Consider the following 21,530-nt stretch of genomic DNA (forward strand, 5'->3'; position numbering starts at 1 on the left):
ATAACTCCTGGCTAGAGAATGGTTCCGCCGCGGGTCAACTGCTCGCGGCGCTCTTCGGCTTCTTCTGTATGGTGATTGCCTTTGTGGGCAATGGCGATACGCAGCCGCTGCTGCTGGGCATAGCGGTCTTCCCGCGTCAGCGCTGCGTCGTCGCTGAGTTCAATCAGCAGTTCGTTCATTGGGATGATGATGTCTTTGGCAATGGCGTCGTCTACGCGGCTGATAACGTCAGCAAGATGGGTCATGGCGTGTTCCTTATTATGTGTTGCCCCTCACCCTAACCCTCTCCCCAAAGGGGAGAGGGGATAAAAAGAGAAACCCGTTTTCCAGGGAGAGGGAATAAAGAATTTAGGCATCTATATTCCCGCTTTTATTCCCCCTCTCCCTTCCAGGGAGAGGGCCGGGGTGAGGGTTGATATCACTTAATCCAGCTTAGCTTTGGAGAAATCACTCCCGGCCAGGCTGACGGTATAACCGTTCACGTTGCTGCGGGTCGCGTAGAAGGTTTTACCGTTCGCCAGCGCGATCCACGGCGCCTGCTGATAGTAAATTTCCTGCGCCTGCACGTAGAGCTTCGCGCGGGCGGCCGGGTCGCTGGTCAACTTCGCTTTCTGAACCAGTGAATCGTAGTTTTTGTCACACCAGCGGGCGACGTTCGAACCGCTGGCGACGCTGCCGCAGCCCAGCAGGGTATCGGCAAAGTTATCCGGGTCGCCGTTGTCGGACATCCAGCCAAACAGCGCCGAGGAGTGTTCCCCTTTCCGCATCCCGGACAGGTATTCACCCCACTCGAAGGTGACGATTTTGGCGTTCACGCCCACTTTCGCCCAGTCGCTCTGGATCATCTCCGCGATGCGCCGTGAGTTCGGGTTGTACGGCCGCTGCACCGGCATGGACCACAGATCGGTATCAAAGCCCTTCTCCAGCCCGGCCTGCTTCAGCAAGGCTTTGGCTTTTTCTGGGTCGTAGCCGTAGTCTTTCAGATCCTTGTCGTAGCCCAGCATGGTGGGCGGGATAGGTGATTTTGCTACTGAGCCGGAGCCCATAAAGATGGCGTTTACGATGGCTTTTTTGTCCACCGCATAGTTCAGCGCCTGGCGCACCAGCGCGTTATCGAACGGCTTCTTGCTGGTGTTGAACGCCAGATAACCGACGTTCAGGCCATCGATGCTGTGCAGCGCCAGATCTTTGTCCGCTTTAATGGCGTCGAACTGGACTGGACTCGGTGCAGGGATAATCTGACACTCATTTTTCTGCAGCTTCGCCAGCCGGGTTTGTACGTTCGGAGTGATGGAGAAAATCAGGTGTTTGGTCGGGACTTCGCCTTTCCAGTAATTCGGGTTGGCGACGTAGCGAATCACCGAATCCACTTTGTAGTCCTGCAGCGCGTAAGGCCCGGTGCCGATCGGGTTGTTGTCCACGCGTTCCGGCGTACCGGCCTTCAGCATCGCATCCGCGTACTCCGCAGACAAAATAGAGGCAAAGTCCATGCCCCAGTCGGCGAGAAACGCCGCATTCGGCTCGCTCAACGTGAACTGGACGTGATAGTCATCCAGCTTTTTAACGTCCACGATGAGCTTGTCGAGGCCGACGTCGTTGAAGTATTCGTAGTTCGCCTGCGACACCTTGTGGTACGGGTTGTTGGCGTCTTTCTGGCGCATAACCGAGAACACAACATCGTCGGCGTTGAAGTCACGCGTGGGCTTAAAGAACTTGTTGCTGTTGAACTTCACGCCCTTGCGCAGGGTGAAGGTATAGGTTTTACCGTCGGGACTGATTTTCCATTCCGTCGCCAGCGACGGCACCGGCGTGTTGTCGGTCAGGCTGAAATCAATCAGGCGGTTGTACAGGGTTTGCGAGCTGGCGACAAAGCTTGGGCCGGAGCTGGCAATTTGCGGGTTAAAGGATTCAGGAGAGGCTTCGGAGCAGTAAACCAGCGTGCTGTTCGCTGCCGCCATCGCGCTTCCTGCCGGGAGGAGCGCGCTCAGCAGCAGGCCGAGCAGTGTTTTCCCTTTAGACATAGTGTTTGCCTTTTATTTGCTTGCCAAATGGTTGAGCTACTTATTATTTCTCACTGTAATAACAGCACAGCCCTTAGCGACAAGCAAATGGCAAACCCTTCCTTTCTATACAATTGTGGCGGTTAACGTGGGCGTTCAGCGGAGTGGCTCAGCCCGCCACCTTCACGCCCTGCCCGGCAAAATCACGCCACAGGCAGGTCAGCACCGCCACGACCATCAGCGCCAGAGAGACCAGCGAAATCGTAGTAAACCCGTGCTCGGTATAAAGCGGCCCGTAGCTGCTGCTGCCGGCAAACACTGCCAGATAGGTGACGGCGCTGTTCAATCCCATCAGCGTGCCGCGCTTAGCCGGGTCGATGGCCGTCAGGCGCTGGATCAGTAAGTTCACGCCCAGGTGGTTCACCAGGCCCAGCACAAACAGAAGGCCAATAACCCCGATCAGCGAACCGCCAAGCATCGCCAGGCCCAGATAAACAAAGGCGGCCACCAAAAGCACAAGCGGCATCAGGCGTTTAGGGCCAAACCGATCCACCATCCCACTGAGCAAGGCGGCACAGCCGAACCCCGCCCCATAGGCAATCGCCACCCCGCCGTTGGCCGTCACCGGCAGGCCGAGATCCTGATGCAGGTGATCGCCTAGATAGGCATAAATCCCGTAAAACGCTGTCATAAACGCACCACAAACCACCAGCAATGACTTGATGCCCGGCAGCCCCAGGGCAGATAGCGGTGAAGGCGCAATGCCCGCCGCCGGGCGATCCTGCATGTTCAATCTGACGAGCGCGATCAGCGCCAGGGCCGCCAGACAGCTCACGGACACATACACCGCGCGCCAGCTGAACAACTCGGTCAGCACCACGGAAAACGACACGCCAGCGATCATGCTCAGCGTCCAGCCGGTCAGCACCTTGCCGATGGTCCGGCTTTCACGCCCTGGCTCCGCGATGGCGGCGGCGCTGGCATAAATCGCGGGTAGCGCAATACCGGAAGCCATCCCGGCTATCAGTTGAGCGGCAATAAATACCGTCACGGAAGGCGAAGCCGCGCAAAGCAGCAGCGCTGCGCCCAGCAGTAGCATGGTGAATTTGAGCATCCGCGCCGAACCGACTAAATCGATTAAACGAGCCAGGAAAAGTGCGCTCGCCGCCGTCCCCAGGCCAAAAGCCGCCGCGGCCATCATCACCGTCGGCACCCCAGCCCCGATAGACGACGCCACTGCCGGCGCAATAGGCCCCAGCACCATTGAGTTAGCGCCGATAACGCCGACGCAGCCGGTCAGCACATACACGGCTTTGGCGGGAGACAGAGACGGCTCTGGATGCAGTTCCAGACACTGGCTGTTTTTCATTTTTCTTCCTGGCAATGATTAAACTTGACTTACATTCGATAAAAACCAATTTTATCCGAATGAAATTCAGCGTCATTACTCAGAGGCAATATGAAAAAAGAAACAGACAGTATTAAGCAGAACGGTGCGGCAGAGCGAAATCTTGATGCCGCTGACCGAAGAATATTAGGCGCGCTGGTGGAGGATGCGACCATCAGCTACGCCGTACTCGGCGAAAAGGTTGCGCTTTCGGCCCCGGCAGTCCACGAAAGGGTCAAGCGCCTGAAGCGTTCCGGGGTGATCCAGCAGACGGCGGCCTTGCTCGACCCGAAAGCTATTAGCAAATCCCTGCTGGCCTTCGTGCACATTGATACCAAAGGTTGGGGAAAAACGCCGGATCTGCTGCGAATTTCCGCCTATCCGGAAGTGGAAGAGATCCATTCCGTGGCCGGGGACACGTCCATGCTGCTGAAGGTCCGCACCGAGGATTCAAGGGCGCTTGAGGCTCTGCTGGCACATCTGTATGAGATCAACGGCGTGGTGGCGACAAGGACATATATTGTGTTGTCCACCTATCTTGAGCGCCCTGTCCAGCCGGGCATTACCCGCGACTGGCCGGAGCAGGACTAACGTCATTTCACGATATAGCGCGTGGAGGCAAAGTTATTCAGTATCTTATGGATAATAAAAGTCACGGCCAGGGTGCCGACAATCGCCACCGACACCGATGAAATACGGTACAGCGCGCTAAAAACGATATCCTGATTAGGGTGCATGTATTGCCCGAACATCAGCGCCAGCGTGGTCAGAATAGAAAAGCCCACGCCTGGCCCGACCTTCTCAAACACGTGGATTCGCGCCGCCAGCAGCAGGCCGAGGCTAATCAGCGGCATCAGCAGGATCAGATGGCGGCTAAAATCGTAGATCACCAGTTGCACCAGAATCGCGTACAGGCATCCGGCAATCACCCCGACGATGCGCCACCAGGACGAAAGGATCGCCCCGCGAAAATGCATGGGAAACAGGGCAAAAATGCCCGCCATCAGCGCGGCCAGAGAGTCATTCAGCGTGTAGACCTGAAACACGGTGAATAAGATAGTCGCCGTTAACGAGGCAAGAAGCGTTTCATGCATCACCCGTGGCCCGTCCTTTTGAATCGCAGGCGGCGGCTTGCGCGGCTCGACGTCCGGCAGCAAATAGCAACTCAGCGCCGACAGTCCCACGGCCAAAAGGCTGCCAATGATGTTAGAAAACATCAGGTCGCTCATGTCGGTGGTCGGGTAGCTCAGGAAGTTGGCCATCACGCTTAAACAGACCACGCCCATGGAGCCAAACAGAAAGAGCGGCCCCCGGCTCATCAGGTAGAAGCGCGTCATGTACATCAGGAACACAATCAGCGTCATCGGCAGCGGGTAATTCGCCAGCACCGCAAACAGCAGCGTCATTTCCACGCAGTTCAGCAGCGCGTTGGCGATCATCTGCCGGGCAATATGGCCGTTAAAAATGGGCACCAGCCCGGTGAGCATGATGGGGTAAACCACGTAGAACACCCCGTACTGTGTGTTAACCCAGCTGTAGACAAACATCCCCACACAGCCCGCCATCACGATTCGCAGCATATGGCGGAAATCATTGCCGCTGAACGGCGTCGGCGCGTTGCGCTTCAGCGGGCCAAGAATAAATTTAATAAACATAATGCAGGTAGCTCACCAGCCTGATTTGCATCCCGCCGATAAACGAAGCGAAAGCGGAAGGCGAATTGTAGAGCTGCACCGTGGCCCGTGCCCCCGCTGGCAGATCTGGCGTTTTCCCGTCTTCAAGCAGCAAATGAATGCGCATGCGCTGCGCGTCCCTCACCCAGCGGTTTGAGGTCTCCGGGGCGGAAAGCTGCCCGTTGATGGCCTGCTGCCCCTGCAACACGCCCGCATCTTTGCTGGTGACGCGGGCTTTGAAAACCTGCCCCGGCAGCCCGTCGAATACGATATCGGCCGTTGTCTCTGGCCGAGTTTTGCTCAGGCTTTTTTCCCGGAAGTCGGCCACGATATCGAGCTTGTCGTTGACCAGCGCCAGCGCGGGAGTACCGGCCCCGGCATACCAGCCCTCTTTTAGCTGCAAGTTACTGATAACGCCGTCGCTACTGGCAACCACGCGGGTGTAATCCAGATTGAGTTGCGCGTCGTTCAGCAGGTTGCGGTATTTTTGCAGCGTGACGTTTTGATCCCCGCGTTCACCCCGCGAAATCACCAACTGCGCCAGCGCAGCCTGGAGGTTGTTGACGTTTTGCACCGAGCTTTGCCAGCGTGTAAAAGCCGCATCCAGATCCTGTTTAGAAATCAGGTTGCCGCTGCTCAGCCCGTTAAAGCGGTGATAGCTGCGCCCGGCGTTGTCGGCATCCAGTTGGGCAGCTTTAATTTTTGCCCGCGCGGCGCTGATTTGGGCGTCAATTTGTTGGTTGTCGAGCATCGCCTGCTGATAGGCAATTTCCGCACGCTCGAGCTGATTCTGGTAAGGCTTATTGTCTATCTCGAACAGCACATCCCCTTTTTTCACCACGCTGTTATTGCTGACGTAGATATGCGTCACGTAGCCCGAAACGCGGGATGAAACCGGGGTCACCACGCGCATCACGGTAGAGTCCGGGGTTTGTGGTACCCAGATGTCGGCGGCCAGAAAATAGCAAAACATCGCGGCAAACAGCGCCAGCGTGACTTTTACCCAGCGGGTAAATCGTTGTTCAGGGGTCATAACTACTCGCTAAATGAGAAATACGCCGGGAAGCCCGGCGTGAAAGAACTACCGAATTTTGATCATGTTGGCGGCCAGCAGGTTTACCGTCTGGCTGAATTGCTCTATTTGCTCCGCCGGAATGCCTTGTGCGACCTGGGCCTGGCAGTGCTCCACCGTTTCACTTACCGCCTTAATCGCTTTCTGGCCCGCAGTCGTCAGCGAAATAAATTTCACCCGCCTGTCTTTTTCATCCGGCGTGCGGGTGACGTAGCCCTCTTTTTCCAGCTGGGCCAGCGTGCGCGTCAGAGGCGGCAGGTCGATACCCTGCGCCCGGGCCAGATCCGTGACGGTGATTTTCTCCCCCGCTACACTGAGCTGCATCAGCGTCGTCCAGCTGCTTTGCGTCAGCCCGGTAAACGCCACGGCATCATCCACGATGCCGCGCCACAGGCGCACCAGCATCGCCAGGCGCATCCCCAGCGGGCGGTCGGGAAAATCGACAATGTCGTACTTATCGTCATGCATTGGGTAGTTCCCATATTAATAGTCACAAGGATAATTATCATGATAAGTATTTATCTGGTGAATACAACTGACAATAACCAGGGGTAATTACTGAGGAAGAGGCAAAGACAAAAGCGCCCGCAGGCGCTTTACAAAAGAGGAGAAACGTTAGCTCAGGCGGGCAGCAATATCCGCTACGCGAGCACCGTATTTCACCGCGGTGTCCAGGTCGCCCTGGGCAATTTGCTCAGCGCCTGCGTCAGCCGGAGACTGCACCAGCAGCCCGACTGAGCCACCCAGGTTGTTCGCGTCTTCGCGGGTCGCCGCCAGAGTATTAGACGGTAACTGGCCGAGGCTCACCCAAATGCCGCCGTGCTGAGAAGCCAGGGTTTGCATCCACTGCAGGCTAACCTGCTTGTCGCCGTTCAGGCTGGCGCTGTTGGTGAAGCCACCGAATACTTTGTCCTGCCAGCCACGGGTGAACCACACTTTGGAGGAGGCATCGGCAAACTTCTTGAACTGCCACGGCACGTTGCCCATGTAGGTCGGCGCCCCAAAGATAATGCCTTTGGCGTCATTCAGTTTTTGCCAGTCCGCTTCCTGAATATCACCGTTGCTGTCTACGGCGATCAGGTCGGCGTTTGCCCCTTGTGCAACATGCTCTGCCACACGTTTGGTGTGACCGTATCCGGAAAAGTAAATAACAGCGATTTTAGCCATAATTTTTCTCGACATGGTTAGAAGGAAAGCCCCGGCCAGAAGGCCGCAAAATCGGGGTTCATCGTGTCTGTCTTTTTCTTCCTGGTCAAGAAGTTACCCGCCAGTAAGTGACTTACTTCCGGGTAAGTATCGCCCGCATATTACCGCCCCATTTTGTCTAATAGCCAGATAATTTACCCATTTTGCCGTCTCTTCTGCCGTTTGACTTAGGGCCGCTTCGTTAAACTGTAAGGCGTGAAGATGGCTCTCGGGTGAGCCGTTAACAGCAGGATTGATGACGTGGCAAAAACATTATTGCGCAGCGGATGCCTGGATGACTTTCTCGCGCTGGGCGAAAACGGTCAGGCAGTGTTTGATTCCGCGTTTCAGATACGCGAAACATTACGCCTTCGTAAACAGCAGGCCGTCGCCGACGCGCTGGCCATTCCCCAGCCCAACGACGAAGGCGACCGCGTTGACTGGTATGCGCCTCAGGAAGGCAGCGTCACCAGTTGGGCTGCCGCCAGCGATGAAGAGCGCCGCACCGCCCTTCGCTATCTGGATAATTGCTTATCCAACGTGGCCTCGCTCAGCGCCCGCTGCCAGCAGGCGGAAAAAACCTCGATTCGCCTCTTTGGCGCACTACTGGAAAAAGCCCTGCAGTTCCCCGGCAGTCAGCACGTCTACCTGGTGAACGGCAAGCCGGTGATTACCTTCTGGGGGTTCGTGAATCTTAACCAGGGCGCACGGGACGATGTGCTGGAGTGCCTGCGGGCGGTGAAATCGCGCGAGCCTGAAATTGCGTTTATCCCGGAAGAAGCAATCCCGGAGCCAGAGCCGCTGCCGGTAGAAATTAGCGAGCCAGAAAAGCCGCTGCTTGAAGCCCCAATGGCGGTTCAGGTGGATGATGATTCTCCGGTTTATAGCCTTGCCGCAGTGAAAAAAACCGTATCCGAAGAAGAAAAACCGGCCCCGAGCCCGGAAGCCGTCGCCGTAGTCGCGAAACCTCGCCGCCGCTGGCTGCTGCCGGTCGCCGCGGTGATTGCCGTCGCCGTTGCAGCTCCAGTGGGTTATCTGCTGCTTAGCGGGAGCCAGACCGCACCGGTCGCAACCGCCCAGGCCGAAGTCCCGCCTAAACCTATTGCGCCAGCGCCCATTCAGGCCGTAGACGTAGCCAAAACTACCCTGCCGCTGACGCCTGCCGAAGTTGTGGTGCCACCTAAGCCTGAGCCAGCGCCGGTTGCCGCGCCGGAAGAAAATCCTGAGCCGATTACCGTGGCCGTAGACGTACCGAAAAATGCGTTAATTCTCCCGGCAGAAGCCGTGAAAATTGGCTCCACTAAATTCCTCAACGGCACCTGGCGAGCACAGATCGATTTCAGTGACCCAATCACCGGTAAAGCCCCAAGCCTGCGCTACCAGATAGCGAACAACAAAGGCACGGTGCGCCTGGTGCACGGCGATAACATTGTCTGTAAAGCAGAGATGTTTTCTGGCCTGCATCAGAACGGCGCGCTGATGATTAAAACCCGCGGCAGCGCTCGCTGCAGCGACGGCAGCCGCTACCCGATGCCGGAAGTGACCTGTAAAACCGGCAGCAACGGCGCCGCCGTTTGCACCGGTCGCTATGAAGGCGACAAAGTCATACCGATCACCTTCCGAAAAGTGAGTAACTGATCATGCTGGCGACCCTTTTTCACTACAAGCCGAGCGTCACGCTCATCAAAGACAGCGGCATTCAGTTTCTGGACTTTGGCCTTGCGCCGCAGACTAACGCCGCCCACGCCGGGCGCTTTGTGCGCCAGACGGCCAACGGCCCGCTGTTACGCCTTGATTACGATGTTGTGCCCGGGAAATTTACCCTGCCGGGCGAAAACGGCACCGCGCCAGAAGTGGTGAAACCCGAAAGCACCATTACGCTTGGCCACTCCCTGCGGGTGATGGACAAAACCTGGCTGCCGCTGCCGTTCCTGCGCTTTAACCCGCCGCGTACCTTTGTGGGCGGCCCGGATAACTGGGCCCGCGTGCAGGTGCGCGTTCTGGAGACGCCGGATTCCGCAGGGAATACGGTGCGTATCAGCATCGCGCTGGACAGTAAAATTTACACGGACGATCATCCTGCCGCACATCTGGCGCCGACGGAAAACGACGTCCGCAACGGCGCCCGTTTTGCGCTGGCCTGGCACAACCACGAGATCAAAGATTTTCTCGACCAGACCTGGGTAGACGGCTGGCTGCGCGAAACCTTCACCCAGTTTGCCACCCGCGTGGAAGAACGCACCGAGCGTGAGCTCGCCGCCGCAATGAAAGCCTTTGAATATCAGGCTCACTATCTGAACATTCTGGAGCTTATCGGCAACCAGCTCGCCGTCCCGGAAGTGAAGATCGTCACCGCCACGCTGCAATCCCCGCCGATTGACGTAGATCTGGTGCTGGATGTGGGCAACACCCACACCTGCGGCGTGTTGATTGAAGACCACGGCGAGGAGAACGATGGCCTGCGCCAGACCGCCGAGCTGCAGATCCGCTCCCTGAGTGAGCCGCAACTAATCAACGACGCGATGTTTACCAGCCGCCTGGAGTTCAGCGAGGCGAAGTTCGGCAAGCAGCACTTTTCCGTTGAAAGCGGGCGCGATGACGCCTTTGTCTGGCCGTCCATTGCCCGCGTGGGCGACGAGGCTCGCCGCATGGCCTGCGCCCGTTTGGGCACCGAAGGCGCCAGCGGGATCTCCAGCCCGCGCCGCTACCTGTGGGACGTCACGCCAGCCAGCCAGGACTGGCGCTTCAGCCAGATGGGCGTGAAAACCCAGCGCGAGCCGCTGGCGACCGCGTTCCCGCTGATGAACCTGATGAACGACGACGGTCAGCCGCTGTACGCCCTGCCGATGGACGAACGCCTGCCGGTGTTTTCACCGCAGTACAGCCGCAGCTCGCTGATGACCCTGATGCTGTGCGAGCTGCTCTCCCAGGCGCTGATGCAGATCAACAGCATTGGCTCCCGCCAGAGCATGGGGCACCCGACCTCACCTCGCCAGTTGCGCAACCTGATCCTGACTTTACCTTCCGCTATGCCAAAACCGGAGCGCGAGCTGTTCCGCCAGCGTATGCAGGAGGCCGTCGGCCTGGTGTGGAAAGCGATGGACTGGCACCCGACCGACGAAGGCTTCACCCTCGAGCGCGACAAAAAGAAAAGTATCGTGCCGGTGCCGGAAGTGCAGATGGAGTGGGACGAAGCCACCTGCGGCCAGCTGGTCTGGCTATATAACGAGGCGCTGGTTAACTACGCCGGGCAAACCGGGCGTTTCTTTGAAAGCCTCGCCCGCCCCGACCGCGCCCTGACGCCGGACGAACCCGTCGGCAAAACCCTGCGCGTGGCGTCGATTGACATCGGTGGCGGCACAACTGATATGGCGATCACCCAGTATCAACTGGACGACGGCGTGGGCAGCAACGTGAAAATCGCGCCGCGGCTACTGTTCCGTGAAGGCTTTAAGGTCGCCGGGGACGATATTTTGCTGGACGTGATTCAGCGCTGCGTCCTGCCTGCCTTGCAGGCGCATATCCATAAAGCGGGCGTAGCCGATGCGCCAGGCCTGATGACCACGCTGTTCGGGGAATCTGGCCGCATGGACACCCGAGCCACCCTGCGCCAGCAAACGGCGCTCCAGCTGTTTATTCCGCTTGGCCATGCGGTGCTTTCTTTCTGGGAAGAGAGCGATCCGGAAGAGCCGGATTCGGTGCTGGAGGCGACCTTCGGCGAGCTATTGACCCAGCAGCCAACCCGCAACGTGATCAATTACATTCAGCAGGCGGTGCAGCACGAGCTGCCAGCCGACGCGCCGCAGTTTGACATCATGAGCGTACCGCTGCAGGCGGAAATTGCCGCGCTGCAGGATGCGCTGCTGGCGGGCCAGTTCACCCTCACCGCCCCGCTGCAGGCGCTGTGCGAAGTGATCAACCATTATTGCTGTGACGTGCTGTTAGTCACCGGTCGCCCTGGCTGCCTGCCTGGCGTGCAGGCGCTGCTGCGCCACCTGCAGCCGGTGCCGGTTAACCGCATTGTCTGGCTCGATAACTACCAGACCCACGAGTGGTATCCGTTCAGCCAGCAGGGGCGCATCGGTAACCCGAAATCTACCGCCGCGGTGGGCGCGATGCTGTGCAGCCTGGCGATGGATCTGCGCCTGCCGAGCTTTAACTTTAAAGCCGCCGATATTCAGGCTTATTCCACCGTGCGCTATCTAGGCATGCTGGACGGCAACGACCGCCTGCTGGAAGACAACGTCTGGTACCGGGATATCGATCTCGACAGCCCGCAGGCGAGCCTGGACACCCGAGTCCACTTCCCGCTGCGCGGCAACGCCTGCCTGGGCTTTCGTCAGCTGGATAACGCCCGCTGGCCAGCCACGCCGCTCTACACGCTGGCGATTAACTCGCCCCAGCTGGCGAAATCTATTGCCGGAGACGGCGTGCTGAACGTGCGCCTGAAGCAGACCCGTGAGGCAGAATCATTCAGCCTTGCCGAAGCCTGGCTGTCGGACGGCAGCAAAGTCCCCCTCGAACAACTGAGTTTTAAACTGAATACTCTCGCAGGCAGCTACAGCGGGGCGACGCATTACTGGATAGACAGCGGGAGCGTATACCAAAAATGAAGCAGTTAACTACCACGCTCAGCCATCTGGTGAACTGGGTTCAGATGACCCGCACTTTCTCTCCGCTGCTCGATAACGAAGCGGACAGCCTTTTGGCCCGCCTCCAACAGCTCAGCGAGCGCCACCGTCGCATCAGCGCGCTGGAGGATGCCCCGCTGACGCTGGGCATTTATGGTCACGCCCTGGACGGCAAAAATCATCTGCTGAATACCCTGCAGGGCAGCCCGAATGGCCGCATTGATATTCAGCTCGGCGATAAACGGCTGGACTACCTGACGCACATCAACCCTGGCCATACTCCAGCGGCGATGGCGGTGCGTTTTAGCGCGCAGCACCCGCCGGAAGTGGATAATTACCCGCTGCTGCTGACGCTGTTTAGCGAGGCCGAACTGGCGCAGCAGTTTATCAACCGCTATCACGCCTCTGACGCGCCCCGCCTGGCAACGTCGAGTGCGGTTGCCCTGCGGCTGACCGAACTGGAATCCCGCCGTCTGTCTGTGGCTGCGCCAGGTTTAACCCGTGAGCAAACGGCCGATCTGCTGTACGGCTACCACCGCCTCCAGCGCCGCCAGCATCACCTGGATGAGCGCCTGGTTTACCGCATGGCAGAGCTTGCGCCTTGCCTTTCGACAGAAGATCGCGCCTCGCTGTTCGCCCTGCTGTGGGGCGAAGATAGCGCCCTGACGGAAACCTGGCTGCGGCTGGCGCAGGCCTTGCAGCACCTGGGCTGCGTGGAACAGGTTCTGGTCCCGGCAAGCCTCGTGGTGGACAGTTTCCTGCTGCCTGCCGAAGGTTTTCTCATTCCTTTCGGCCCGGAAGACGCACCAGAACAAGCGGATGTGATGGTTTGCCCGCTGGTGGGAAATCAGCCGGGTTCACACCTCAGCCTGCCGCAGAATGACCTCGCGCAGCTGTGCGCCGAAGTTATTTTCACCCTCAGCCAGCCGACCGCGCTGAGCAACGTGGATTTACTGGATATCCCGGCGAATCAGCTCAGCTGGTACACCACCCGGCTTCAGCCGGACACGCTGCTGGTGTGTAACGCCGTCAGCGAGCGCAGTGAAGTTCAGGCGACGGGGAAAGCGCTGGCATGGTGGGTCGACAGCACACAAAGCCCGGGGCACAGCGCGCTGCCGGGTCTGGTCTGGGCCATCACGCCGTTTGACGCCCGTTTTACGCTGGGTGCCAGCCTGGATGACGGCGTTCAGCGCCTGATCGGCAACCCGGGCAAGCGCTGGGGCACGCTGCAGGCGCTCGACAGCAGAAACATGCATCGCCTGCTGGAATGGTTGACTGATGCGCTGAATGGCACCCGCCGGGAACAGCGGCTCGCCGCCCTGCGCGGTGACCTGGAAACGCAAATCGTCGAACTGTTCCAGCGCTTTATTGACGCGCAGCAGGCCACCCCACAACAGGCTCGCCAGCAGGCGGAGGATCTGGTGCGTGCTCTGCAGGCCAGAGCGACACAGCACGGTGATTTACTGGCAAGCCTGGTGCCATCCCGGGATGCTCTGCAGCAGATCTGGCTGCAGCACCAACAGCAGCATCAGCCTAAACCCGAAGGCTTTGCGCTGGAGATAGACTTGTTTGCCGACGCGGCCGACCATATTGCCCCTCAGACCGAAGGCATCAGCTACGCCCGCGCCGTGCACCAGCTTTGGGTTAACCACCTGCGCCTGCTGGGCCAGCGTCGGGAAGCCGCGCACCAGTTTGGCCTCGACAGCGTTCAGCTTCAGGCGCTGTGCGATGGGCTGATCGTCGCCAGCTACCGGCTGGATGTGCCGATGAGGCTGGAGCGCAGCATGCAAAACGGCGATTCCGGGCTTGAGCTGGATATTTCCCGCGCCAGCACGGTACTGGGTGATTTTATTGCCTGGCTGGGCTACGCCAGCGTGCCGGTTTCCGATCGCCCTGCAAGCCGTGTCAATAAAGGCCAGGCCGTGTTTGCACCACCCGCCCAGGCGGATATCAGCCGCCGTCTGACAAAGCTGGGCGAGCAGCCAACTCGCGGTAACGCCAGCTACGTGTACGACTGGCTGGTCGCACTGTATACCCGGGCAACGGAGAATATCGGCTATCAAAACCCGCTGGATATTAACGAGAAGCAGCGGCAGACGCTGGTGAAGCTGCTGGGTTGAGTTTTTTGGGGCCCTCTTCCAAAGGGAGAGGGCGATCGGTATGTTATTAACCGCCCAGTATCTGCGCCCCGGCACCGCTTTCGGTTCGCTGAACGGGTAAAACTGTTGTTACTAAAGGAACAAAAGTAACTGCCGTTCCCCTTCGACTCCCCATTACACCGGGGAGTCGTTCCAGTCAGTAAAAATCGGCGTCAGAAATAAGTTTTTTTCCAGTTACGCAGGCCGATAACATTAGTCCCACCCAGGTTTGTCTGAGCTGCCCAATTATGATTACTCCCCACATACTTATATGTTTTTCCCGCATAAGTAATATGTGCAGTATCCCTTTGTAGACCAGTATCGCCCCTGAAACACGTTACAAGCCCCGACCATGACTGAAAACTATCTAACATCTGATCTGAATCAACGGAAACATCCACACTACCCGTGCCTGTTCCAACATCGGTTGCGCCGTTGCCGCCCCTGACACGCTCCATACGCGTATCCATCCTGATAGACATTGGGGCTATAAGCTTATTGCCATTAAATGATATAGAGGATGTCCCGCGATCGACATTAAGCTGATGTTCTCTGCCAAACCCACTATCCTGACAAGAAGCCGCATCCCACTCCGCGCTTGAGCTTATTCTAATCCTGGATTCGAAATAATAGTGCTGCCAAATTTGGTGCGGCTCGAGGTTCTTTACGCTCACTGTCCAATCCTTCGAGTCTTTCAGCTCATCGAATCCTTCGGCCTCTATTCTCACCTGCAGCTTTTTCCCCCAGAATTCGCTTTTTGGCGTTACATCCGCAAAATACAGGTGTCCAGGATTCGTGTCATACACCTTTTTGAAATGCTCAACATTGGAATCATCGACTACCTTTACCGTCACGCGTTTAGCTGAAACGTATTCATCCCCGCTGTTACCCCACTGAATATACATTGAGTCACCGGTATATACAGGAGTCCAGTCACCATTACCTAAGTGTATTTCTGCGCCTTTGTTCTTATATTTAAGAACCTTTAACTCCACTTCTGGTTTTGCATAAACTTTTGCATCATAGAACCCGTGGCTGGCATTAAAATAATCATTCGCCGCAGAGAATAACGTCAGGCGAGTCATTCCCTTCCCTAAATTCCCTTGTAGATCTCCTGAATCAGTGAGGTTAATAACAGTACTGTCACTTGACGACCAGCGATAGGATCCCTCAGACGGTAGTTTATCTACCGTATCTTGCCTTACGAATGCCTTTTCATTCGACATGTCCACTATTGTGGCGTTAAATTTGATATTAACTGTCCCCTTATTCAGGATGTAGGAGACATCCACCGATTCCGCATTAAATCGCTCAGTAGCCGGTGACCTGATAGTCAATAAGGCGACGCCTGGTTTCACGGCCGAAAGTACGCCCGTATCCTTATTCACCACCACCACATTGCCATTATCTGAAAAATATTCGGTCTTAAGGTTATCAACATCAGCATTACTGAATGAAACTAAGATGCGGTGGTCCTTGCCATCAGCCCAGGATGCATTTATCTGTTTATTGACTGCGGTCAATTTTGGTGAGGCTTTATCTACCGTCAGATCATAGCTTGCCTGAGCGGGGTTATACTGCGTGTTCCCGGATGTCTGAACTGTCACCGTCACTTTGCCTGATTTATGCAGCGTGAGCCCCCCTGAGTTGTTGACACTTGCCACACTCTCATCTGAGACTGACCACATTTGCCGCACACCGCCCGGCACCCCGGTTACTTGTTGAGCGGTATAACTTTTAGCCCAAACTGTGCTCAGATCTTTATTGGCAAAGCGCAGTTCTGGCGTAATAGCCCCGATATCCACGCTAATATCTTTGCCGATGGTTTTCTTATCTACCTGAGCTCTCAGGATCGCCGTTCCTTTTACGTTTGAGCTGCCTTCTGCGACGTAATTACCACCGCCCATATCATTAACTTTAGTTAGCTTTAATCCTGGCAGCGTGCCAACATTCTGGATAGCGACCACCTTGCCCGGAATGACATTCCCGTATTGATCTTTCAGATGTACGGTAAAGGTGACCTTCTCTTTCCCATCCGAGCCAATAAGCTTTTTGTCAGCGCCAAAGGTGGACGCCGTGTCATCCACATCGGCCGGTGATACCATCACCTTGCTTGCTGCTTTGCTGTTTTTATCATCCAGCAACGCAGTCATCAGAAGCTCACCTGCGGTATTGCTGCGTACCTGTGTTTTTGCAACACCATTTTGGTCCGTCCTGGATGCCCGATCATAGCTTACTGACTGCCCCGTCAGATGCCAGGAGACGTTCATATCCGGTAATTTATTACCATTCGCATCGACAACAGTGGCACTATAGGTTACGCCATTAACATCGCCGGCAATGATGCTGTTTTTACTCGCCAGGACTTGCGTGATCTTCCAACTGCTTACGTCCCCCTTAACTGTCAGAACCTTGGTTTTACTGAACGTCTTGTTATTCACTTTGACAGAAAGCGTTGCTGTCCCTGTCGTTGTGCCGCTTACGTTCATTGCATAGTGGCCCGGCTTACCGACAACTTCCTCGCTTCGCTCTACGGTGACCGTAGCCGTACCTGAGGTCTTCTGGCCGCTGACGACCTGACCTGTCAACGGGTTGTCATATTTATCGCGTAAAAACAGATTCAATATAGCCACTTCTTTCCCGGCTGCGATCGTCGCCGGCGAGAGCGTTAACTCCGAGCGGCTTTCATCTACGGCTTCGGCACTGAACGCTACATCCGGTGCTGACGTGTTCCCTGACGGCAAAATAAGCTTAACCTCTGCTGTACCCGTTTTCTCACGCGTCAACGTCACTTTCGCTTTACCCGCACTGTCCGTTATGGTGACCTGCGCAGCCAGTTTGCTTCCTTCATTCGCGTTCCAGGTGACCGGGATCCCTGCACCCAGAGCATTACCGTTATTATCAACCAGTACGGCGCTGTAGGTTACGACTTGCCCCACGACGGCAGCCCCAGGCGTTACTGTAATAGCGCCTTTTAATACCGCCGAATGCTTGTCCGCCATAATAGTAAGACTGGCATGCTGGCTGGCTTTCACCCCATTTATCTCAGCGGTAATATCGGTTGTACCAGCCTTTCTGCCCGTAACCTTTGCAGCATAAACGCCCGATGATATTTCATCGAAAGCCGTACTCATGCTCATGCTGAGGTCAGGGGTAAAGTGGAGTTCAATATTGTTTTTCAGGCCCGGGAGAAGATTACCCTCTGCATCTTTGGCGATAACAGTGACAACGGTATTCTCTTTTTCCGCAACAATATTGGCAGGTCTAATGCTAAGGGAAGATGTATCAGCATCGACACTCCCTGCGGTAAAGATCGCATCTTTGTCTGCTGCAACCTGTACACCGCCGCCCAACATAGCGGTGACACGCACCTTACCGGCTGTCGTGCTGCTCAATTTAACGTCCGCTATACCCTGGTCGTTGGTATAGCTAAGGCGTGGAACTGTATTGCCAAATGCGGAATCCCAACCCACGGCCACACCGGGCAACTTGTTATTGCCATTTTGATCCTTGACCTGCACTCGTATCGCAACGGTATCTACGCCGTTAGCTTTTGCGGTATCACTGCCAATAACCTGAACGCTGTCAATTTGTGCGGTATTTTGACTGGCAAGCAGTCCAAGCGAGACCTGCTGGTCAGCTTTTCCACTTTTCGCGATGACGGCCCAGATCCCCTCTTTGGTCCCAGTGACATTAGCCTGATAGATACCTTGCCCTTTCTCAGCGGCAGTAAAATCTATACTTGCCTCATTACTGCTCCAGTCAACGTGCTGTCCCGGCACTGGGTTATTCCAGCGATCTGTCAGCCTTAACTCGGCTATCGCAACTGCATTTCCGTCCGCCGTTATTGTATTCGGTGATATTGAAAGCTTGCCATGCTCGACCGTTCCCGGAGCGAAATCGACCTGCGTGCTGCCTTCATTACCGTTATAAAGCATAGCCGTGACCGTTGTCGTAACGGCCTCGGTGCCCTTCAGTGCAACAACCGCGTCGCCCTGTGCATTGGTCATGGATACAGAATGACCAAGTTGGTTGCGATCTGCCTTCCAGGCTATGGCCGCACCCGACAACGGATTGCTATTCGCGTCCACCACTTTTGCTGTCAATATTACCGGCGTTGGCTGCCCGACTATTGTATTCTGTGAATCTGCAGTCACTGTTACCCTGCCGGTAGCCGCGTCTGCCTCAGCCTTCAGTTTCAACGCATTTTTCGCTCCGTTGTTAAGCTTCGCATCAATGTTAACTTCTCCGGCCTTAGTGGTTATCAGCGTGGCAAAAGCGAAGCCATTTTTATCGGTAAGTTGCTGCTCTGGCGTGATAGCTGCACCGTCTTTGCTGCTTAACATGACAGTAACCCCTTCCAGAGGGTTGTCATGAACGTCGCGAACCTGTACGACCAGTTGTACCGGATCAACGCCGTTGGCGGTGAGTGTCTGTCGATCGCTGGTAAATTGTTTAATCAGCCCCTGATCTTTATCAGCAACAAAGGCAAAGGGGGATGCGGATTGCGATGTAGACTGAATGGATGCGGTAATCACCACATCAGCGTGGCTCTTTGTGCTGGTTACTGGCGTTTCAGCCACCCCATTCTCATCAGTATAAGTCCGGGTCTTACCGATAACGACGACGCTATCGTCTTTGTTAGACGTCCAGTCAACCGGCATATCTGAAAGCAGGTTGCCGTGCTTATCCGTCACAACGGCCTGGAACACGGCGGGCGTTATACCATCGGCAATGCCGGAAGCTTCCATCCCATAGACAGAAGCAATGGTTGCAGATCCCGTGTGCCCAATAAAAGTGGTTTCCCGCGTAACTGCAGCCTGATTCACGCTGGCCGTTACGTAGGATATCCCGGCAAACGTGCTGGTTAGCGTGGTGTTTGCCTGCCCCTGAGCATCAGTTTTAACGCTTGTTTCTGCAAGTTTTGCCCCGTTATCCGCACTCAACGCCACCGGCATATCCGGCACGGGATTGCCCTGCGCATCCATGACTTTCACGCTGATGGTTTTCGGTGTTGTGCCGTCCGCCATGGAGATGTCAGGCGTCACAGTGAGATCTTTATCCGCTATCCATGCCGTGGCAGAATCGGCACGGAAGGTCAGCTTCACGTCTTTAGTTCCATTGCCATTAATACTGGCAGTAACAGCCGTTTCACCAGCCCGAATGCTGGTTACCGGCACGGTAACCTCTCCTTGCTCGTCCGTCTCCGCCGTATCCGGAACGAAAGCTTCATTGTCAGCCTTTAAGCTGACAGCCTGGGCAGGAACAGGGATGTTATTGGCGTCAACGACCTTCACTTTAATTTTGTTTTCGGCTTGGCCATTGGCAATCGCGTTATCCGCGACAGCTTCCAGCGTTTCAATCCATGCGGTGAGATCGTCTGCCACCGTTGTCACTTGTGTAGAGAAGCGCATATTTCGCGTTACAACCGCCACCGTAAACAGCCCAGAAACGTTACCCGCCGTCAATGTGGCGACATATTCGCCGGCAGCAGTGCGGGTAAAATCTGTCACGGTAGGCGCATCGCCATAATTCAGGGCTGTTGCTACCTCTGCGCTGATTTCATCAGCAGCAATATCGACCGGATTATTCTCACGATCTCTAATTAAAAGCGTCAGCAATTGCTGCGCTTTTCCATTAGCAGGTAAGGTTACGTTGGCAGGTGATAAAGTACTCGTATTGCTATCGATAGCGGCCTGAATAACCGTTACTTGAGTGTCTGCGCGTTGAGAAACGTTGCCTTTTTTATCCACGGCTACAGCACTTACGGTATAGGTATTGACAGCATCTGGCCCCGTCTGGATATTTGGTAATACAACAGCCCAATCCACACCGTTCTGAACGACTTTCCCTCCAGCAGAGAGCAAACCGGAAATCGACCAGTCGATCCGCTCCAGCCCATATTTACTGTTTACAGAAACATCCAACGTTTTTTGTTCACCAGCATACCCAGCGATCAAGTCTGCTGTACGCAGATGAATAACATCTTTCTTACGATATTCCAGGACGATATTATTATTACGTTCAACTAAATCGTAGCGGCTACCGAGCAGACTGCGCGGGGCGCCAGCGGCATCTAATTTGATCTGCCGCTGCCATGGCACACCAATCTGGTAATTCAAATCCGCGCCGAATCGCGTATCATTCTGACCGGATTTCCCCTTGCGTTGCTCAGCGTTAAACGTCAGCAGCGGTATAGGGGTATAATTTACCCCGAAGGTAAAGGCATGTGGATCTTGCTCGCGGGTACCCTTGCCGAAAAGCGCTACTTCTTTGCCGTAATATTGCTCATAGGTCAGCTTTCCGCCCAGTTGAGGTAGCGCTGGCAGCCATGCCTGCAGCCGAAGATCCCAACCGTTTGCCGGCCGTTCCTTATAGTCCTCGAAATCACGTGAATTCTTCCATTCGGTCAGACGATGGTAGCTATTGGCACTCAGTTTCAGAAAGTCGCGCCAATATTCCACTCCCAACCCCAGACGGGCGAAATCGCGGGAAAGGTCGTAGTCCAGGAAAACATTGCCACCCAGCATCCAGTCTTCATAAAACTGGCGATATCCAATACCTATATTTGACTGGGCACGGTCATCGGTTCGATGCAGACTCCCCTGGGTAAAGGCCAGACGATGATCCTGTTCATAAAAAGGAACCAACAGATCAAGCTGAGAGTTTTTCAGCGAAAAGTTCTTATTAGCATCAAGTTGTACACGGGCTGTACCGAACCGACTCATCCACTGCTGAATTTCACTGTTCGCTGCCCCTGTCGCTATTCCTCTGGCCATGGATGCGGCTGCATCACCGTTAGGTCGACTTGCCAGTATACCGCCGGCTTTCGAGGCTATGCCTGCAACTTCATGCGCTTGCGCATCTGAAGTCTGCTTTTTGTCCCACTGAATTTTAGACGAAGGGCCCCCGGGTACGTCGAGTTCATCCCCCATTTGCAGGTTGTCGAAACCTTTAGCAAAGGTGCGGAACTGGTTCAGCTTACGTAACTCGTCCAGCGTCATATTATATTTTTTCGCTACACTGGAAACCGTTTCACCAGCCGACAGCGTATATACCTGGTTTCGGGTTGTATTATGCGACGCACTTTGTAAAAACTGTTTATCACTTCCCGCACCTATTACAGCAGGTGTGAATGCTACTGCAAGTGGAGACAATATCTGGATACCAACATTAAACCAGACCAACAGTTTTTTACGAAATGAAGCGAAAACAATGGGTTTATCAGACATAGAAGTCAGTCCTTTATTAGAGATGAAACAGTCCTTTGGGTACTCAATAAAAAATACAGCGACTCACTTAGATGGAATTACACTTATTCATTAAAATAACTCGTTATGGCAACACTTAATTTCACACCAAATTTATAAGAAATCCCAAACCCTAATAATGTAGTTGGCTCCAACACCAAATAACAATAAGTTCATACAAGGAAAAGAATAGT

12 protein-coding genes are annotated in these 21,530 nt (G+C 55.4%); 4 read left to right on the plus strand and 8 right to left on the minus strand.

Annotated features, from left to right (window positions below; genetic code table 11):
- Positions 1–11: 11 nt before the first annotated feature.
- The 3 genes from LH86_RS16355 to LH86_RS16365 form a co-directional block, all read right to left on the minus strand.
- Positions 12–245, minus strand: coding sequence for a DUF2526 family protein (locus tag LH86_RS16355; RefSeq protein ID WP_039303482.1), 234 nt, complete (start codon positions 243–245; stop codon positions 12–14).
- 177 nt (positions 246–422) lie between these two features.
- Complete coding sequence (locus tag LH86_RS16360) at positions 423–2,021, minus strand: ABC transporter substrate-binding protein (protein WP_039303484.1); 1,599 nt, start codon at positions 2,019–2,021, stop codon at positions 423–425.
- 148 nt (positions 2,022–2,169) lie between these two features.
- Positions 2,170–3,369, minus strand: coding sequence for an MFS transporter (locus tag LH86_RS16365; protein WP_039303487.1), 1,200 nt, complete (start codon positions 3,367–3,369; stop codon positions 2,170–2,172).
- A 90-nt stretch (positions 3,370–3,459) separates the two neighbouring features.
- Here LH86_RS16365 and LH86_RS16370 point away from each other — a divergent pair, with 90 nt between their 5' ends.
- Positions 3,460–3,978: an Lrp/AsnC family transcriptional regulator gene (locus tag LH86_RS16370; protein ID WP_039303490.1), complete on the plus strand. Its 519-nt coding sequence runs from the start codon at positions 3,460–3,462 to the stop codon at positions 3,976–3,978.
- A 2-nt stretch (positions 3,979–3,980) separates the two neighbouring features.
- Here the strand turns inward: LH86_RS16370 and LH86_RS16375 are convergent, their stop codons facing one another.
- From LH86_RS16375 to LH86_RS16390, 4 genes are all read right to left on the minus strand, one after another.
- The gene (locus LH86_RS16375; RefSeq protein WP_052045603.1) at positions 3,981–5,042 is read right to left on the minus strand and encodes a DUF2955 domain-containing protein; all 1,062 of its coding nucleotides are present in this window, start codon (positions 5,040–5,042) and stop codon (positions 3,981–3,983) included.
- Positions 5,032–6,093 (minus strand): HlyD family secretion protein, encoded by a 1,062-nt coding sequence (locus tag LH86_RS16380; protein WP_039303492.1) that lies wholly within the window; start codon positions 6,091–6,093, stop codon positions 5,032–5,034. Before LH86_RS16380 ends, LH86_RS16375 begins: the two co-directional genes overlap by 11 nt.
- A 48-nt stretch (positions 6,094–6,141) precedes the next feature.
- The gene (locus LH86_RS16385) at positions 6,142–6,600 is read right to left on the minus strand and encodes a MarR family winged helix-turn-helix transcriptional regulator (protein ID WP_039303495.1); all 459 of its coding nucleotides are present in this window, start codon (positions 6,598–6,600) and stop codon (positions 6,142–6,144) included.
- A gap of 147 nt (positions 6,601–6,747) precedes the next feature.
- The gene (locus LH86_RS16390; RefSeq protein WP_039303498.1) at positions 6,748–7,299 is read right to left on the minus strand and encodes a flavodoxin family protein; all 552 of its coding nucleotides are present in this window, start codon (positions 7,297–7,299) and stop codon (positions 6,748–6,750) included.
- Positions 7,300–7,578: 279 nt separating this feature from the next.
- On the opposite strand from LH86_RS16390, the gene LH86_RS16395 reads away from it, so the two are divergent.
- From LH86_RS16395 to LH86_RS16405, 3 genes are read left to right on the plus strand one after another with little or no spacing between them, the layout of a single operon-like run.
- Complete coding sequence (locus tag LH86_RS16395; protein WP_039303501.1) at positions 7,579–8,955, plus strand: SrfA family protein; 1,377 nt, start codon at positions 7,579–7,581, stop codon at positions 8,953–8,955.
- A gap of 2 nt (positions 8,956–8,957) precedes the next feature.
- Positions 8,958–11,930 carry a virulence factor SrfB gene (locus LH86_RS16400; protein ID WP_039303504.1) on the plus strand — a complete coding sequence of 991 codons (2,973 nt, stop codon included), beginning with the start codon at positions 8,958–8,960 and terminating at the stop codon, positions 11,928–11,930.
- A complete protein-coding gene (locus LH86_RS16405) occupies positions 11,927–14,068 on the plus strand; it encodes a virulence factor SrfC family protein (RefSeq protein ID WP_039303507.1) in 2,142 nt (713 codons plus the stop codon). The genes LH86_RS16400 and LH86_RS16405 overlap by 4 nt, the downstream gene beginning before the upstream one ends.
- Before the next feature lie 191 nt (positions 14,069–14,259).
- Here the strand turns inward: LH86_RS16405 and LH86_RS21735 are convergent, their stop codons facing one another.
- Entirely contained in the window at positions 14,260–21,318 is a 7,059-nt protein-coding gene (locus LH86_RS21735) for an inverse autotransporter beta-barrel domain-containing protein (RefSeq protein ID WP_052045604.1), read from the minus strand.
- Positions 21,319–21,530 lie beyond the last annotated feature (212 nt).

It is taken from the genome of Cedecea neteri (genome assembly GCF_000758325.1).
Lineage (GTDB): Bacteria > Pseudomonadota > Gammaproteobacteria > Enterobacterales > Enterobacteriaceae > Cedecea > Cedecea neteri_B.

Bases quoted from the DNA above. Each gene is read 5' to 3' on its own strand.
- LH86_RS16355 (WP_039303482.1), bottom strand. From the start codon at position 245: ATGACCCATCTTGCTGACGTTATCAGCCGCGTAGACGACGCCATTGCC.
- LH86_RS16360 (WP_039303484.1), bottom strand. From the start codon at position 2,021: ATGTCTAAAGGGAAAACACTGCTCGGCCTGCTGCTGAGCGCGCTCCTC.
- LH86_RS16365 (WP_039303487.1), bottom strand. From the start codon at position 3,369: ATGAAAAACAGCCAGTGTCTGGAACTGCATCCAGAGCCGTCTCTGTCT.
- LH86_RS16370 (WP_039303490.1), top strand. From the start codon at position 3,460: ATGAAAAAAGAAACAGACAGTATTAAGCAGAACGGTGCGGCAGAGCGA.
- LH86_RS16375 (WP_052045603.1), bottom strand. From the start codon at position 5,042: ATGTTTATTAAATTTATTCTTGGCCCGCTGAAGCGCAACGCGCCGACG.
- LH86_RS16380 (WP_039303492.1), bottom strand. From the start codon at position 6,093: ATGACCCCTGAACAACGATTTACCCGCTGGGTAAAAGTCACGCTGGCG.
- LH86_RS16385 (WP_039303495.1), bottom strand. From the start codon at position 6,600: ATGCATGACGATAAGTACGACATTGTCGATTTTCCCGACCGCCCGCTG.
- LH86_RS16390 (WP_039303498.1), bottom strand. From the start codon at position 7,299: ATGGCTAAAATCGCTGTTATTTACTTTTCCGGATACGGTCACACCAAA.
- LH86_RS16400 (WP_039303504.1), top strand. From the start codon at position 8,958: ATGCTGGCGACCCTTTTTCACTACAAGCCGAGCGTCACGCTCATCAAA.
- LH86_RS16405 (WP_039303507.1), top strand. From the start codon at position 11,927: ATGAAGCAGTTAACTACCACGCTCAGCCATCTGGTGAACTGGGTTCAG.
- LH86_RS21735 (WP_052045604.1), bottom strand. From the start codon at position 21,318: ATGTCTGATAAACCCATTGTTTTCGCTTCATTTCGTAAAAAACTGTTG.